Source organism: Sphingobium cupriresistens, assembly GCF_004152865.1.
GTDB lineage: Bacteria > Pseudomonadota > Alphaproteobacteria > Sphingomonadales > Sphingomonadaceae > Sphingobium > Sphingobium cupriresistens.
In genome coordinates this window covers 87416-102749 of the sequence record NZ_SEOO01000003.1, presented here as the reverse complement: position 1 = coordinate 102749, position 15334 = coordinate 87416, and the positions used below count along the sequence as shown (strand labels likewise).

14 protein-coding genes are annotated in these 15334 nt (G+C 66.1%); 5 read left to right on the top strand and 9 right to left on the bottom strand.

Annotated features, from left to right (window positions below):
• Window positions 1-8: 8 nt before the first annotated feature.
• From EWH12_RS03000 to dapA, 4 genes are all read right to left on the bottom strand, one after another.
• The gene (locus EWH12_RS03000; protein WP_207212350.1) at window positions 9-2393 is read right to left on the bottom strand and encodes a hybrid sensor histidine kinase/response regulator; all 2385 of its coding nucleotides are present in this window, start codon (window positions 2391-2393) and stop codon (window positions 9-11) included.
• Between the two features lie 70 nt (window positions 2394-2463).
• Window positions 2464-3057, bottom strand: coding sequence for a DUF2062 domain-containing protein (locus EWH12_RS02995; protein ID WP_066599516.1), 594 nt, complete (start codon window positions 3055-3057; stop codon window positions 2464-2466).
• Window positions 3054-3536, bottom strand: coding sequence for an SsrA-binding protein SmpB (gene smpB, locus EWH12_RS02990; protein WP_066599515.1), 483 nt, complete (start codon window positions 3534-3536; stop codon window positions 3054-3056). Before smpB ends, EWH12_RS02995 begins: the two co-directional genes overlap by 4 nt.
• A gap of 61 nt (window positions 3537-3597) precedes the next feature.
• A complete protein-coding gene (gene dapA, locus EWH12_RS02985) occupies window positions 3598-4476 on the bottom strand; it encodes a 4-hydroxy-tetrahydrodipicolinate synthase (RefSeq protein WP_066599514.1) in 879 nt (292 codons plus the stop codon).
• Window positions 4477-4623: 147 nt separating this feature from the next.
• On the opposite strand from dapA, the gene EWH12_RS02980 reads away from it, so the two are divergent.
• Both EWH12_RS02980 and greB read left to right on the top strand, forming a co-directional pair.
• On the top strand, window positions 4624-6675 hold the full coding sequence (locus EWH12_RS02980; RefSeq protein ID WP_422917712.1) for a lytic transglycosylase domain-containing protein: 2052 nt from the start codon (window positions 4624-4626) through the stop codon (window positions 6673-6675).
• A gap of 191 nt (window positions 6676-6866) precedes the next feature.
• Entirely contained in the window at window positions 6867-7352 is a 486-nt protein-coding gene (gene greB, locus EWH12_RS02975; RefSeq protein WP_066599510.1) for a transcription elongation factor GreB, read from the top strand.
• 149 nt (window positions 7353-7501) lie between these two features.
• Here greB and EWH12_RS02970 read toward each other — a convergent pair whose 3' ends face one another.
• A complete protein-coding gene (locus EWH12_RS02970) occupies window positions 7502-8371 on the bottom strand; it encodes a LysR family transcriptional regulator (protein ID WP_066599508.1) in 870 nt (289 codons plus the stop codon).
• Between the two features lie 107 nt (window positions 8372-8478).
• Here EWH12_RS02970 and bla point away from each other — a divergent pair, with 107 nt between their 5' ends.
• A complete protein-coding gene (gene bla / locus EWH12_RS02965) occupies window positions 8479-9360 on the top strand; it encodes a subclass B3 metallo-beta-lactamase (RefSeq protein ID WP_129925658.1) in 882 nt (293 codons plus the stop codon).
• 42 nt (window positions 9361-9402) lie between these two features.
• On the opposite strand, the gene EWH12_RS02960 is transcribed toward bla, so the two are convergent.
• The 4 genes from EWH12_RS02960 to aspS form a co-directional block, all read right to left on the bottom strand.
• Complete coding sequence (locus tag EWH12_RS02960) at window positions 9403-9588, bottom strand: hypothetical protein (RefSeq protein ID WP_066599506.1); 186 nt, start codon at window positions 9586-9588, stop codon at window positions 9403-9405.
• A gap of 65 nt (window positions 9589-9653) precedes the next feature.
• Window positions 9654-10967 carry a methyl-accepting chemotaxis protein gene (locus tag EWH12_RS02955; RefSeq protein WP_129925656.1) on the bottom strand — a complete coding sequence of 438 codons (1314 nt, stop codon included), beginning with the start codon at window positions 10965-10967 and terminating at the stop codon, window positions 9654-9656.
• A gap of 74 nt (window positions 10968-11041) precedes the next feature.
• A complete protein-coding gene (locus EWH12_RS02950; protein WP_066599502.1) occupies window positions 11042-11824 on the bottom strand; it encodes a polyphosphate kinase 2 family protein in 783 nt (260 codons plus the stop codon).
• 108 nt (window positions 11825-11932) lie between these two features.
• Window positions 11933-13717, bottom strand: a complete 1785-nt coding sequence (gene aspS / locus EWH12_RS02945) for an aspartate--tRNA ligase (RefSeq protein ID WP_129925654.1) — start codon at window positions 13715-13717, stop codon at window positions 11933-11935.
• Window positions 13718-13844: 127 nt separating this feature from the next.
• Between aspS and rnd the strand changes: the two genes are divergently transcribed.
• Window positions 13845-15011 carry a ribonuclease D gene (gene rnd / locus EWH12_RS02940; protein WP_129925728.1) on the top strand — a complete coding sequence of 389 codons (1167 nt, stop codon included), beginning with the start codon at window positions 13845-13847 and terminating at the stop codon, window positions 15009-15011.
• A gap of 10 nt (window positions 15012-15021) precedes the next feature.
• Complete coding sequence (locus tag EWH12_RS02935; protein WP_422917709.1) at window positions 15022-15333, top strand: I78 family peptidase inhibitor; 312 nt, start codon at window positions 15022-15024, stop codon at window positions 15331-15333.
• Window position 15334 lies beyond the last annotated feature (1 nt).

Genomic DNA, 15334 nt, shown 5'->3' with positions numbered 1-15334 from the left:
GCGCAAGGTCATTTTGGCGCCGGATGCATGGCCAGCGCGTCGCGTGCGGCCTCCGCCAACTGGCTGACCGAGAAAGGCTTTGGCAGGAAGGCGACATTGGCGATGTCGATCGATTTGCGCAGCTGTTCCTCGGCATAGCCCGACATGAACAGCACCGGCAGGTCGGGATAGGCGCGGCGGGCCTGGGCGACCATCGCGGGGCCGTCCATATTGGGCATGACGACGTCGGAGATGAGCAGGTCGATCTTCTCCGGGCCGTTCAGCACCTCCAGCCCCTGTTCGCCGTCATTGGCGGTCAGCACCTTATAGCCCTGCCGCGTCAGCGCGCGCTCGGCGACGGCGCGGACCATATCTTCGTCCTCCACCAGCAGGACGGTGCCGGTGCCCCAGGTTTCGGGCCGGGGCGCGGGCGCCTTCACCGGGGCCGGCTGCTGCGCGTCGGCGCCGGCATAGACCGGCAGGTAGATGACGAAGCTGGCGCCGCGGCCCAGTTCGGATTCGGCGAAGATATAGCCGCCCGATTGCTTAACGATGCCATAGACAGTGGAGAGGCCCAGCCCCGTACCCTTACCCAGTTCCTTGGTGGTGAAGAACGGTTCAAAGATCTTCGCCAATATGTCGGGCGGGATGCCGAGACCCGTGTCGGACACGCGCAGCGCGGTATAATCGCCCGCCGGCAAAATCTGCTGGCGCATTTCGCGCACCTTGATCGCAGGGACGGCATAGGTCTGGATATTGACGGTGCCGCCTTCGGGCATGGCGTCGCGGGCGTTGACCGCCAGATTGACGATCACCTGCTCCAACTGGCCCGGATCGGCGCGGATCGCGCCCAGATTGCGGCCATGGGTCACGTCCAGCTTCACATTTTCGCCGAGCAGGCGTTTGAGCAGATTGGACACGTCGGCGACGATATCGGGCAGCTGCAAGATTTGCGGCCGCAACGTCTGCTGACGCGAGAAGGCCAGCAACTGGCGGGTGAGGCCCGCCGCGCGATTGCTGTTCGACTTGACCTGCTGGATATCGTCATAGTCGCTGTCGCCCGGCGTATGGCGCATCAGCATCAGGTCGCAATGGCCGATGATCGCGGTCAGGATATTGTTGAAATCATGCGCGACGCCGCCGGCGAGCTGACCGATCGCCTGCATCTTGGTCGCCTGCGCGACCTGGCGCTTGAGTTTGGATTCCTCGCTATTGTCCTTGAGGCTGAGCAGCACCGCCGCTTCGCCCAGCCCCCGCACCCCCGCCAGGCTGAGCGCGATCGGATCATCGGGCGTGTCGCGCATCCGCACCGCGATGTCGCCGGACATTTGCGGGCCGACGGCGAAGCGGCGCACCGCGTCGGCGACCGCCGCCTGATCCTCCCGCACGACCAGATCGCCGGGATAGCTGGGCTTGTCGCCAGACTTCAATCCCGCGACCCGCGCAAAGGCGTTGTTGACGAACAGGACGCGCCCGTCCCGATCGGCCATGGCGAGGCCGAAGGGCAGCAGCGACAACAGGGTTTCGATATAGGACAGCGCGGACGTGCCGCCGCCGCCCGCCGGCTCGTCGATCAACAGCAGCAGCATCGGCCCATCCTGCATCGACGCTTGCGCGCCATTGGGCTGGGCCGCGCGCTTCAACGGCACCTGGAGCAGGCGCAGCGGCAGGCCGCCCTGCTCCTCGCGCGCCAGGAACAGCCGTCCCTTGTCGTCCACCCGCATATGGGCGGCGAAGTCGCGCCCGACGATATTGGCGTCGATCCGCCCGGCGGCACGCAGCAGGAAGGCGCCATTGGCGGCGCGGATGCGCCCCTCCCCGCCGATCAGCACCGCCATGATGCCTGCTTCGCCAAGCTGGCGGCCCGCTTCCCCGGTGAGGAAGCGGTTGACGTCATCGAGCGCGCTGGGCTGCCGCACCGGCGAAAAGCGCCAGAGCAGATAATCTTCCGACCGGCCGGTGCGGGCGACATCGACGTCGAGGCGCAGCGCGCCCTGCGCCACGCCCTCATGCCTGGCCTCGCCATCGCGCCAGGCGGCGCGGGCGGCGGCGGAGAGGGCGTCGTTGAGCGCCGCGTCGGCAGTGACGGCGGGCGGGGTCGGGTAGCCGGGAAACCATTCGCCGAACAGGTCGCTGGCGCAGACCAGCCGTCCGCCCCGGTCGGTGACGGCGATCGCCATGCTCGACGCATCGGCCGCGGCGCGGGCCACGGTCCAGTCGGGCGTAGCCTCCCGGTCCGAAATCTGGGGCGGATAGAGATGCTGATACCAGGTCAGCAGCGCTGCTGCGGTCAGGATCGTCGCGGCGAAACCGGCGGCAAGCGGCCAGCTGCCCACCGCGTAGAGGACGAGCGCGGCGGAGGCCAGGGCGGCGAGGATCAGCAGCGGCAGCGCCAAGCGCGAGCGCGGCTGCATCAGCCAAGCCTCTTCACCTCTTTTCAACCCGACACCTCTGACACGAAACTGGACCTGAATGTTCCGCCGATCAGACGCCGGCGGCCTTCTCCAATGCGCCGCTTTGATGGACCTTGCCAATCCTCAATTTGCGCGCCTGCCATTTCCGCCCCATGCGGCGGCGCCAGAACCAGTCTGCGATGACATAGCCGATGACGGCGCTGGCGAGCGAGATCAGGAAGAGGCCGAGCAGCATCGCGGGCGCCGCTTCGGACAGGAGCCATGTGGTCCACTGACTGACGGTGGCATGGCCATCGACCAGCGCCATGAAGCCGGTCGCGTCGGCGCTGCGGCCCAGCATCCAGTTGCCCAGCCAGACCGACACCATCAGGATCAGCGGCGTGGTGGCGGGATTGGAGAGGAAAGTCATCGCGGCGGCGACCGGGATATTGGCGCGGAACGGCAGCGCCAGCAACGCCGCGCCGGCGATCTGCACGCCGGGGATCAGCAGGAAGATGCCAACGAACAGGCCCAGCGCCACGCCGCGCGGCACCGACCGGCGGGTGAAGCGCCAGAGCGAGGGTTCCAACACGCGATGGGCGACGGGGGCCAGGACGCGGCTCTGTTCCAGCGATTCGCGGGTCGGGCAATTGGCGTGCCACCAGCGGGTCAGGCGGCTCATCAGCCCTTGTCCCGCATGATGCGCTGCTGGTCGCGCTTCCAGTCACGATCCTTGATCGTCTCGCGCTTGTCGTGATTCTGCTTGCCCTTGGCCAGCGCCAGCTCGATCTTGGCGCGGCCGGTGCTGTTGAAATAGATCATCAGCGGCACCAAAGTCATGCCCTTGCGCGACACGGCGCTGTGCATCTTCTCGATCTCGCGCTCGTGCAGCAACAGCTTGCGCGGCCGCTTGGGCTCGTGATTCTCGCGGTTGCCATGGCTATATTCGGGGATGTTGCTGTTCACCAGAAACACCTGGTTGCCCTTCACCTCGGCATAGCTTTCGGCGATATTGCCCTCGCCCCCGCGCAGGGCCTTCACCTCGGTCCCCTGCAGAGCGATGCCGGCCTCGAACACGTCCTCGATGAAATAGTCGAAGCGCGCGCGCCGGTTTTCGGCGACGATCTTCTTCTTGTCGAAGGTTGCGGGACGGGGGCGGGCCATGACTGTCTAACTACTCATTTCATCAAAGGGGGCCACATCATATGGGCCACCAGCCGCAACTTTACACCAGGCCCGCAATTTCCAGCGCGCGATCGACCGCGGCCCGGCTCGATTCCGACGGCCAGGTGATCGGCAGGCGGACGTCGCTGGGCATATCTGCGCGAACGCGCGTGAGCGCATATTTAACCGGGCCGGGTGAAGAATCGCTGAACAGGGCGTCGTGCAAGGGATAGAGACGATCCTGCAACGCCAGGGCGCCATCCCAATCATGCGCTGCGCAGGCCGCCTGGAAATCGGCGCACAGACGCGGCGCGACATTGGCGGTGACGCTGATGCACCCCTTGCCGCCCATCGCGTTGAAACCCAGCGCCGTTTCGTCATTGCCCGAAAGCTGGCAGAAGTCGGGACCGCAAGCCAGCCGCTGGGCGGTGACCCGCCCCAGATTTCCGGTCGCGTCCTTGATCCCGACAATCGACTGATATTCCTCGGCCAGACGATACATGACCGGCACGCCGATGTCGGTGATGGTGCGGCCGGGCACGTTATAGAGGACGATCGGCAGGTCGCAGCGTTCGGCCAGCCAGGCGAAATGCTGATAGACGCCATCCTGATTAGGCTTGTTATAATAAGGCGCGACGACCAGCGCGGCGTTCGCGCCAGCGCCCTGCGCCGCATACATATGTTCCAGCGCGATTCGGGTGTCGTTGGACCCGCAACCCGCGATCACCGGCACGCGCCCGGCGGCCTGATCGACGCAGATGGCTATAACGCGATTATGCTCCTCGACCGTCATCGTGGCGCTTTCGCCGGTGGTGCCGCAGGGGACGAGCGCGCTGGATCCTTCCGCTATCTGCCAGTCCACCAGCGCGCGAAACGCCGCCTCATCGACCAGCCCGTCGCGAAACGGGGTCACCAGAGCCGGAATCGAGCCCGAAAACATGATTAAACTCCTTCAAATCTCCGGGCGGCCGGGGCATGATCGTTCGAGCCGGGCGCTATAGCGCGTCATTCAGGGCCTGATAAGGATGCAATTGCGATTATGTCCAGCATGCGCGCCACAACCCATGTCGAAAGTTATCTGATCCGCATGCCCATCATCGCCCTGTTGCTCATGACCGCCGGCGCCGGCGCCCAGACCGAGACGGTCCAGCGCGTGCCGCCCGAATATCCGACGCAGGGGCCGGTCGTGCAGCCGCTGCCCGCGCAGGACGGTCAGGGGTTAGGGGGCCCCAGCCCCTGGCAACAGGCGCAGGGCCGGATCGGCGTGGCGCAGGATGGCGGCATCGCAAGCACGATCAGCCAGTGGCGCGCGCTGCAACAGAGCGATGGCCTGGGCTTTTCCACCTATGCCAGCTTCATCGTCGCCAATCCCGGCTGGCCGGGCGAGGACCGAATGCGGCGGCTGGCGGAGACGGGGATCAATCCCGACAGTTTCGATCCCAGCCAGGTGGCGGGCTTCTTCGCACGCTTCCCGGCGCGCACCGCGACCGGTCATGCCCGCAACGCCGTGGCGCTGATGCAGCTCGGCCGGATGGACGAAGCCCGGATCGCCGCCCGCAACGCCTGGGTCGGCGGATCGCTCAGCCCCACCGACGAGGCGCGGCTGCTGTCGCTGTTCGGCTCCACCCTGACGCCCGCGGATCATGACCAGCGCGCCGATGCGCTGCTCTGGGCCAATGACAGCAATGGCGCGGCGCGGATGATCGCCTATGTCAGTCCCGCCCGGCGGCCGGTGTTCCAGGCGCGAATCGCGTTCCGGCGCAAGGCGCCCGACGCGGCGATGCTGATGCAAGCGGCCGAAGCCATGGGCGCAAGCGATGCGGGCTTCATCGCCGACAAGGCGGTGTGGTTGCGCGACAGCGGCAATTGGGTCGCGGCACGGCAATATCTGGCGAACCGCAACGCCGTCACCTACCGGCCGAGCAAGCCGGAGGAATTTTACGAAGTCCTGCTGGGGCAAGCCCGCGCCGCCGCCAACGACAGCCAGTGGAGCTTCGCCTACGGCATCGCCAGCAAGATCGACGATGCGGTGCCGCCCGGCGCAGACGTCAGCGACCAACCGATCGGCGTGCGCGACGATTATACCAGCCTGGCCTGGCTGGCGGGCAGCACCGCCTTCTACAACCTCAATCGCCCGACCGACGCGGTGACGATGTTCCGCCGCTATGCCGATGCGGCCAAATCGCCCCAGACCAAGTCAAAGGGCTATTATTGGGCCGGTCGCGCCGCGCTCCAGTCCGGTGACGCGGCCAGCGCCAACAGCTATTTCAATCAGGCGGGCGTCTATCCCGACCAGTTTTACGGGCAATTGGCGCTGGAGCGGCTGGGCCGAACGATCCCCGCCCCCGCCACGGTCGAGCGGCCGGTGCCGATTTCTGCGGCCGAGCGCGCCGCGTTCGACAATCGGACGGTGGTGCGCGCGGTGCAGGCGCTGGGCCAGATGGGTTATTGGGAGGATCAGAGCAAATTCGCCCGCGCCATCGCCAACAATGCCGATAGCGACACCGACCATTATCTGGCGGCCGAACTGGCGCAGAAGATCGGCCGTCCCGACATGGGCGTGATGGTCGGCCGCCGCGCCGTGTCCAGCGGCCTGAGCGGTTACGGCCAGAGCGCCTTCCCGCGCGTGCCCGTGCCGGCGCAAGCCCAATATAGCTGGACCATGATCCACGCCATCGCGCGGCAGGAAAGCCAGTTCGACAAGCAGATCGTGTCCCATGCGGGCGCTCGCGGCCTCATGCAGTTGATGCCCGGCACCGCGCGCGAGCAGGCAGGCAAGATGGGCATGAGCTACGCACCCGCCTCGCTGAACGATCCAAGTTACAACATCATGCTGGGGTCGGGCTATTTCCAGCGAATGCTGGACTATTATGGCGGCAGCTATCCGCTGGCGGTGGCGGCCTATAATGCCGGGCCGGGCAATGTGAACAAATGGGTCCGCGCCAATGGCGACCCGCGGATGCCGGGCGCGGACATGCTGCGCTGGATCGAGCAGATCCCGATTTTCGAGACGCGCAACTATGTGCAGCGCGTGCTGGAAAACGCCGTGGTCTATGAGGCGATGAACCCGGAGCGGGCGAAGTTCCGGGGGACCAATGCGGTGCTGAGCCGTTATCTGGGCAAGCAGACGCCGGGGTGATTTTTGGTTCGCGCGGAGACGCGGAGTCGCGGAGGGTTTTGAGGCCGCTGCGCGGCGGTTTCTTCGGCAGAAGGCCGCTCCCCAAAATCTCCGCGCCTGCGCGTCTCCGCGCCAATCCGTTTCTCTGCCATCTCTGCGCCTCTGCGCGAACAAAATTGCGCAACCACCCCGGCAACGGATAAGGCTGCGCCATGACCGTCCCCTATCCCAACTATATCTCGCCCGAAGGCTTCGCAAAGCTGCGCGCCGAATATGACCATTTGCTGGGCACCGAACGGCCGCGCATCGTCGAGGTGGTCAGCTGGGCCGCGGGCAATGGCGACCGCAGCGAGAATGGCGATTATCTCTATGGCCGCAAGCGGATGCGCGAGATCGATTTTCAGCTGAAACGCCTGTCGAAGAAGATGAAGGACGCCAAGGTCGTCGATGCCCGGCAACAGCCCGACAAGGGACGGGTCTATTTCGGCGCGACCGTCACCATCGCAGACGAGGACGACAATCACCGCACCGTCACCATCGTCGGCAATGACGAGACGGATGTGGACGCGGGGCGGATCGGCTGGGGATCGCCCATATCGCGCGCGCTGCGCGGGGCGGCGGTGGGCGACCTGCGCCGCGTGCGCCTGCCGGCGGGGGAGAAGGAATATGAGGTGATGGCGATCGCCTATCCCGCGTGATTGAGACAACAAGTTGGACAGTTGTGGCGGTTTTGCGCTTTTCGTGATTGCATGGAAGCAATCGGCTATTTCATGGTCGCCAGGCACGAATAGAGCATAGCGATCCCGTCAAACCATCCATTGCATTCTCTGCGCCTATGCGCGAACGATCAGACCCCGGCCGCGGCGATCAGCCAGCGCCGGAAATCCGCCATCGCTGGACTGTCCGGGCGCGACATCAGGCGGGTGAGCCAATAGCCGCCCAGATCGACCGCCGTGGCGAAGGGCTGGACCAGGCGACCGGCGCGCAGATCCGCGTCGAACATAGCGGGCGGGGCGAGGGCGACGCCCAGTCCGCGCAGGGCCGCCTGCACCATCAGGATCGAACTGTCGAACAGCGGCCCGCGCAGCGGCGGACAGAGGGCGCTGGCCGCCGCGAACCAGCGCGGCCATTCGTCGGCGCGATAGGAACGCAGCAGGGTTTCACGCGCGAGCGCGGCCGGATCGGGCAGGCGCGCTGCGACGTCAGGCGTGCAGAGCGGGGCGAGCGGCGCGCGCAGGACCGGGTCGGCATGGGTGCCATGCCAGGCGCCGTCGCCGAAGCGGATGGCGAGGTCCAGCCCCTCCCCCGCCAGATCGACGCGGTTGTTATTGGTCATGATGCGCAGATCGACATGGGGGCAGGCCCGTTCGAAATCCGCCAGCCGATCCAGCAGCCAGCCGGAGGCGAAGGTGCCGACGACGCCCAGATTGAGGATTTCGCGCGGGCGGCCGCCCTCGATCCGGTCCAGCGTCGCGCCGATCCGGTCGAGCGCGTCGCCCATGACCGGCAGCAGCGCGCGGCCTTCGTCGGTCAGCATCAGGCCGCGGGGCAGGCGGCGGAACAGCGGCGCGCCCAGTCGCGCCTCCAGCCCCGCCACCTGCTGGCTGACCGCGCCCTGGCTGACGCACAGTTCGATGGCGGCTTTGGTGAAGTTGAGATGGCGCGCCGACGCCTCGAAGGCGCGCAGGGCGTTCAGGGGCAGTTGAGCGCGGTCCATGGGGCAAGAGCCATAAGCCTGGCTCATGGCTCTGTCGAGAAATGTTGCTTTGCGAGCGGCCGTCCGACAGGGCAACTTCGCCTTCAAGAAGCAATGGAGGCAGGATCATGCGGAAAACGGTGGCATTCGCTATCAGCCTGGCTGGGATGGCGACCATGGGTGCGGGCAATCCCGGCGGCGCCGCATCGCCGCCGGTCGCGCCCGATCATGCCAAGTGGATGGAACCGCAATCGCCCGCCCGACTCTACGGATCGACCTATCTGGTCGGGTTCGGCGACCTGAACGTCGCGATGATCCGCACCAGCGCGGGGCTGATCCTGATCGATGGCGGCGTTCCGGAAGGGGTGCCGGAGATTGCGGCGCATCTCCGCCAGCTCGGCCTGTCGATCAAACAGGTGAAACTGATCCTCTCCACCGAGCCCCATTATGACCATGCCGGCGGCATCGCCGGGCTGGCGCGGGGCAGCGGCGCGACCGTGATCGCCAGCGCGGCCGGGGCGGCGGTGCTGCGGACGGGGGGCGGCGACCCCGACGATCCGCAGGCGGCGTGGCTGGATCGCTTTCCCGGCGTCGCGAAGGTGCGGCGCGTGCGCGATGGGGAAGGGATCCGGCTGGGCGATACCGCGGTCACCGCCCATGCCACGCCAGGCCATACGCTGGGCAGCATGAGCTGGAGCTGGAAGAGTTGCGAGGGGAAGGATTGCCGGACGATCGTCTTCGGTTCCAGCCTCAATCCCATCGCGCCCGATGGCTGGCGCTTCGCCGATCCGGCGCACCGGCCGTTCGTCGACGCCTTTCGCACCAGCTTCGCGCGGGTGAAGGCGATGCGGTGCGACCTGCTGATCCCGTCCCACCCGGCCGACGACCAAGCCGACAGGCTGGCGCGACTGGCCAGGGCGCGCACGCCCAATCCGTTTCTCGATCCCCGCGCCTGCCGCGCCTATGCGCAGCGCGCGGAGGACGCGCTGGCGAAGAAGCTGGCGGAATAGAGACGCTCGAACTCCTGCGAAAACAGGAGCGCAACCGCTCTTTCATTCGTGCGGGCGCAGCGCCTGGTTGAGACTGTCGAGCACGGCATCGATCGGTTCGGTCACGGTGACGCTGCGCCCTTCGCCGAAGCGGATGCGGGTGCCGTTGCTGACCGAGGAAACGAAGGTGACCTGCGCAGGGTTGATCGCGGTCTGGGTGCGATCAGTGCCGACGAACATCACGAGCATGGCGTCCTCTCCTTATTATGGAACCATAGCCTAGCGCGTTTCGGCGCAGACGCCAGAGGGATCGTTCAGGCGGCGCGAATGGCCGCGATGAAGCCGCCCGCGCGCCGTTCCAGCCGATGCGCTTCGTCGGCCAGGGCGTCGGCGACGTCGCGCATCCCCCGCGCCGCCAGGACGGTGGCCTGGGCATTGTCGCTGATCTGGCGCGCGCCGGTGCGGATATGGGCGCTGGACGATCCCGCCTCCGCCACACTGTCCGCCATGGTCCGGCTGAAAAGACTCTGCCGCGCCACCGCCTCGAACACCGCCGCCGACAGCCGGTCGGCGCGGGCCATGGTGGCGTCCATATGGGCGTGACCGGCCGCCACTTCGCCGATGGCGGTGCGGATATGGTCGATCCGCCCGGCTATGCCGGCCGCGGCGTCGCGGGTCTGCTGGGCAAGCGACTTCACCTCTCGCGCGACCACGGCGAAGCCCTGCCCCGCCTCCCCCGCACGCGCCGCCTCAATCCCCGCATTGAGCGCCAGCATGGCGGTCGCGCGGGCGATGCTGTCAATCAGCGCAATGACCTCGCCGATGCCGTCGGCCTCGACTCGCAGCGCCGTGCTGCGTTCGACCCCGGACCGGCTGCGCGCCGCCGCCTCCGCTATCGCTGCGCCCGCCGCCTGGGCCTCGGCCTCCATCGCCCGGAACAACTGCCCCAATTCCGCGCCGCCCGACGCCAGGTCGGCCAGCCGCTCGGCCGTCTGCGCCGCGGCGACGGCCATGGCGGCCGAATCGGCGCCGTCGCCTGCGGCCCGCTCCGCCGCCTGCCCCGCCAGCGCGGACAGCCGCTGCGCCATCGCCGCCATGTCGGCGATCATCGTGGCGATATCCTGACGGAAGGCGGCGCTTTCCTGCGTGATCTGCTCAACCCGCGCGGTCCGCGCCAGCGCCAGTCGCGCGTCGCGATCGGCCGCCAGCCGCAGCAGCAGCCCGCCGCCGAGCACGCCGCTATAGACGCCAGCGTCGGTGACGATCAACCCGTCGCAGCCCGCGCCCTGCGCCGCGAACAGATCGACCAGCGCCTCGACGCTGGCGGTGCGATCGACGGTGGCGCAGGGGCGGACATGATCGTCCAGCCGCCCGCCGAAACTGGGATTGCGCAGCAGCGCGTGACCGAAGGGGTTGAACAGGATACGGCGCATGTCGCGCTCGTAGATCGCGCCCACCGGCCGGTCGCGCGTATCCAGCACCGGCAGCAGGCGCAGGCCCGAATCGCGCTGGAACCAGTCAACCGCTTCACTGAGCGGCTGGCCCAGGCGCACGACCGGCGTCCGCTCCGCCAGGGGCAGACCGGGGACGACGGACGGATCGGGCATGGCGATGGGCGCAGCTAACATGGACAGCGGCTTAGACGGTCAATGGTAAATGCGCGGTTAGAATTTCATGACAATTTTGTTACAAGTAGCTGATTTCATTTGGATTTATAGCCAAATGCGTCCTGCGCCAGTTTGACCACGGCAGGGTCCGCATCGGGGAAATCCATCGGCACCAGCTTTTCCAGCCGATCGGCAACATAGGTCAGGGCCGCGATCCGGCCGGCCTTGCGGTGGTTATTGTCGATTACCTGCCAGGGGGCGTGCTTGCTGTCGGTTTTCTTGAACATGGCGTGCATCGCGTCGAGATAGTCGGCCCGCCGGGCGCGGTTGCGATAATCGTCCGCGCCGGTCTTCCACCGCTTCCACGGCGTATCGAGCCGCTGGGCGAGCTGTTCGTCCTGGGTTTCCTGGGTGATATGGACGAAGAGTTTGACGAAATTGACGCCATCCTGCGCCAGTTGCTTTTCGAAGGCGTTGATCTCGTCATAGCCGCGCTTCCAGTCGGCCTTGCTGCAAAAGCCCTCGACCCGCTCAACCAGCACGCGGCCGTACCAGCTACGGTCGAAAATGCCGATATTGCGGCTGGCGGGCAGGCGCGTCCAGAAGCGCCAGAGGAAATGATGGTCGCGCTCCTCCTCATTGGGGGCTGCGATCGGGTGGACCTGATAATAGCGCGGGTCCCAGTCGGCGCTCATCCGCTTGATAATGCCGCCCTTGCCCGCGGCGTCCCAGCCCTCCAGCAGGACGACGCTGCGCTTGCCGTGCAGGATGTGCGCGACCTGAATCTTGGCGAGGCGCCGCTGGACCGCTAGGAGGTCGGCGTCATAGTCGCCTTTATATTTCGCGCCCTTTTCGTAGTCGGCAAGGTCGATGGTCAATGCTCCACTCCCGTTCGGTTCGAGCTTGTCGAGAAACTTGTTCTTGATACGCCTTCTCGGCTTCGCTCGAAGGCTACTCGAACCGAACGGAACTGGAAAGTATAGGGATCAGGCCTTCGCCTGCGGCTCCACGACGCGGACATGGAGTTCGCGCAGCTGCTTGAATTCGGCGGCGCTGGGGGCGCCCATCAGCAGGTCTTCGGCGCGCTGGTTCATCGGGAACAGCGTGATTTCGCGCAGATTCTGCGCGCCGCACAGCAGCATCACGATGCGATCGACGCCCGCCGCCATGCCGCCATGGGGCGGCGCGCCGTACTGGAAGGCGCGGTAGAGGCCGCCGAAGCGATCCTCCACATCCTGCTGGCTGAGGCCCACCAGTTCGAACGCCTTGACCATCAGTTCGGGCGACTGGTTGCGGATCGAGCCGGAAGCGATTTCATAGCCGTTGCAGACCATGTCATATTGATAGGCGTTGATCGTCAGCGGGTCCTGATTGTTCAGCGCGTCCAGCCCGCCCTGCGGCATGGAGAAGGGATTGTGCGCGAAATCGACCGACTTGGTGTCTTCGTCATATTCGTAGAAGGGGAAGTCCACGATCCAGCACAGGTCGAAGCGGTCCTTGTCGATCAGGTCCAGCGTTTCGCCGACGCGGGTGCGCGCCAGGCCCGCCAGCTTGGCGGCCTGCGATTCCTTGCCCGCTGCGAAGAACACGCCGTCATTGGGGCCGAGGCCGAGCGCTGCGATCAGCTTGCCGGTCGCTTCCTCGCCGTGATTCTTGGCGATCGGGCCACCGGGAACGCCATCCTTGATGTTGATATAGCCAAGGCCCGAATAGCCCTCGCCCCGCGCCCAATTGTTCATCTCGTCGAAGAATTTGCGGCTGCCAGCCCCTGCGCCGGGCGCCGGGATCGCGCGGATCACGCTGCCGCTGTCGACCAGCGATGCGAAAATACCGAAGCCGGACCCCACGAAATGTTCGGTCACGTCGGTGATGAGGATGGGGTTGCGCAGGTCGGGCTTGTCGCTGCCGTACTTCAGCAGCGCCTCGGCGTGCGGGATGCGCGGGAAGCTGCCTGCCGGGGTGACGGGCTTGCCGTCGGCGAACTGTTCGAACACCTGGGCGATGACCGGCTCCATCGTGTTCCAGACATCTTCCTGGGTCACGAAGCTCATTTCGAGGTCGAGCTGGTAGAATTCGCCGGGCAGACGATCAGCGCGCGGATCTTCGTCGCGGAAGCAGGGGGCGATCTGGAAATAACGGTCGAAGCCCGCGACCATCAGCAACTGCTTATATTGCTGGGGCGCCTGCGGCAGGGCGTAGAATTTGCCAGCATGGATGCGGCTGGGCACCAGGAAGTCGCGCGCGCCTTCGGGGCTGCTCGCCGTCAGGATCGGCGTCGAATATTCGGTGAAGCCGATGCCTTCCATGCGGCGGCGCATGTCGGAGATGATCTTCGTGCGCTTGACGATATTGGCGTGCAGCGTTTCGCGGCGCAGGTCGAGGAAGCGGTAGCGCAGGCGGATATCTTCGGGATAGTCCTGTTCGCCCGCGACCGGCAGCGGCAGTTCGGCGGCGGTGGACAGGATGGTGACGCTGTCGGCCACGATCTCGATCTCGCCGGTCGCCATGCGCGGGTTGATGGCTTCGGCGGCGCGGGCGACCACATGACCGTCGATCGTCACGACGGATTCGAGGCGGAGCGATTCCAGCGTACGGAGCGGATCGCTGTCGGCCTTCGCCACCACCTGCGTAATGCCATAATGATCGCGCAGATCGACGAACAAAACGCCGCCATGGTCGCGCTTGCGATGCACCCAGCCCGACACGCGGACCTCAGTCCCGACATCGGCCGTGGTCAGGGCGCCGCAGGTGTGGGTGCGATAGGCGTGCATGGCGTTTTGGTCTTTCAGCTTCGTTTTACGGAAATGACAAAGTGTTGCAGTCCCGCTATGGCCTATGCTGTCAAGCATTGACCAGTCCGCCGGACGCGGGCCAGCCCATAATAAGATCGAAGACCATATGCAAATTCATCCGCTGATTACCGACAGCAAGACGCTTTCCGATTTCTGCGCCCGCATCGCCAAATCGCCCTATATCGCCGTCGATACCGAGTTCATGCGGGAAAACAGCTATTGGCCCGAACTGTGTCTGGTCCAGGTTGCCGACCCGAACGAGGCCGCCGCGATCGATCCCAAGGCGCCCGGCATCGACCTGAAGCCCCTGCTCGACCTGATGTGCGAGAATGAGGATGTTCTGAAGGTCTTCCATGCCGGCGGGCAGGATATCGAGATCGTCCACAACCTGACCGGCAAGACGCCGCACCCGATGTTCGACACCCAGATCGCGGCGATGGCGCTGGGGCTGGGCGAGCAGATCGGTTACGGCAATCTGGTCGATGCGTGGATGGGCGTGGTGCTGGACAAGGGCGCGCGCTTTACCGATTGGGCGCGGCGGCCGCTGGACAAAAGGCAGATCGACTATGCGATCGGCGACGTCACTTACCTGATCCAGATCTTCCCCAAGATGCTGGAAGAATTGCGCAAGACCGGGCGCGGCGACTGGCTGGACCAGGAAATGGAGCGGATCAGCGATCCGTCCCATTATGAAAACGACCCGCAACAGGCGTGGCAGCGGGTGCGGATCGCCAGCAAGAAGGCAGACGTACTGGGACGGCTCAAGGCGCTGGCCGCCTGGCGCGAGATCGAGGCGCAGGACAAGAATCTGCCGCGCGGCCGCATCGTCAAGGACGAAACGCTGGCCGACATCGCCAGCCATCCGCCGCGCACCCAGGAAGAATTGGGCAAGGTGCGCGGACTGAGCGCGACCTGGCGGACCAACGATATCGGCGCGCGGCTGATGAACGCGCTGGCCAAGCACCAGCCGCTGGGCAAAGACGAGATGCCGGAGCGCGATCCCAAGCGGCCGGGGCTGGGCAAGGACGGCGCGCTGGTGGCCGACCTGCTCAAGCTGCTGCTGAAAATCCGCTCGCGCGACATCAATGTCGCGTCGCGGCTGATCGCGCGGACCGACGATATCGACGCGCTGGCCGCGGGCGTGCGCGAGGGGCTCTCGATATTGGAGGGCTGGCGTTATGAACAATTTGGCCGCGACGCGGTTGACCTGGTCGAAGGCCGCATGGCCTTTGCGGTCAAAAATGGCCGGTTGAAGATGACGCGCACGGAATAGGAGAGCGGCGATGAAGCGGGCTGGGCGGATGGTGATTGCAAGCCTGATGGCTCTGTCCCTGGTCGCGTGCGCCGGGGCGAACGGGCCGGGACCGGCCACCCCGCCCGTCAGCGCCGAAGGACCATGCCGCAATGATGGCCTGGACAGCTTCGTCGGACAGAAGGCGAGCGCCGAGGTTGGCGCGGCTTTGCTCAAGGCGTCGGGCGCGAAGACATTGCGCTGGGGCGGGCCGGGCATGGCGATGACGATGGATTATCGCGCCGATCGGCTGACCGTGAGTTATGACGCGGCGATGGCGATTATGTCGGCCCGTTGCGGGTAAT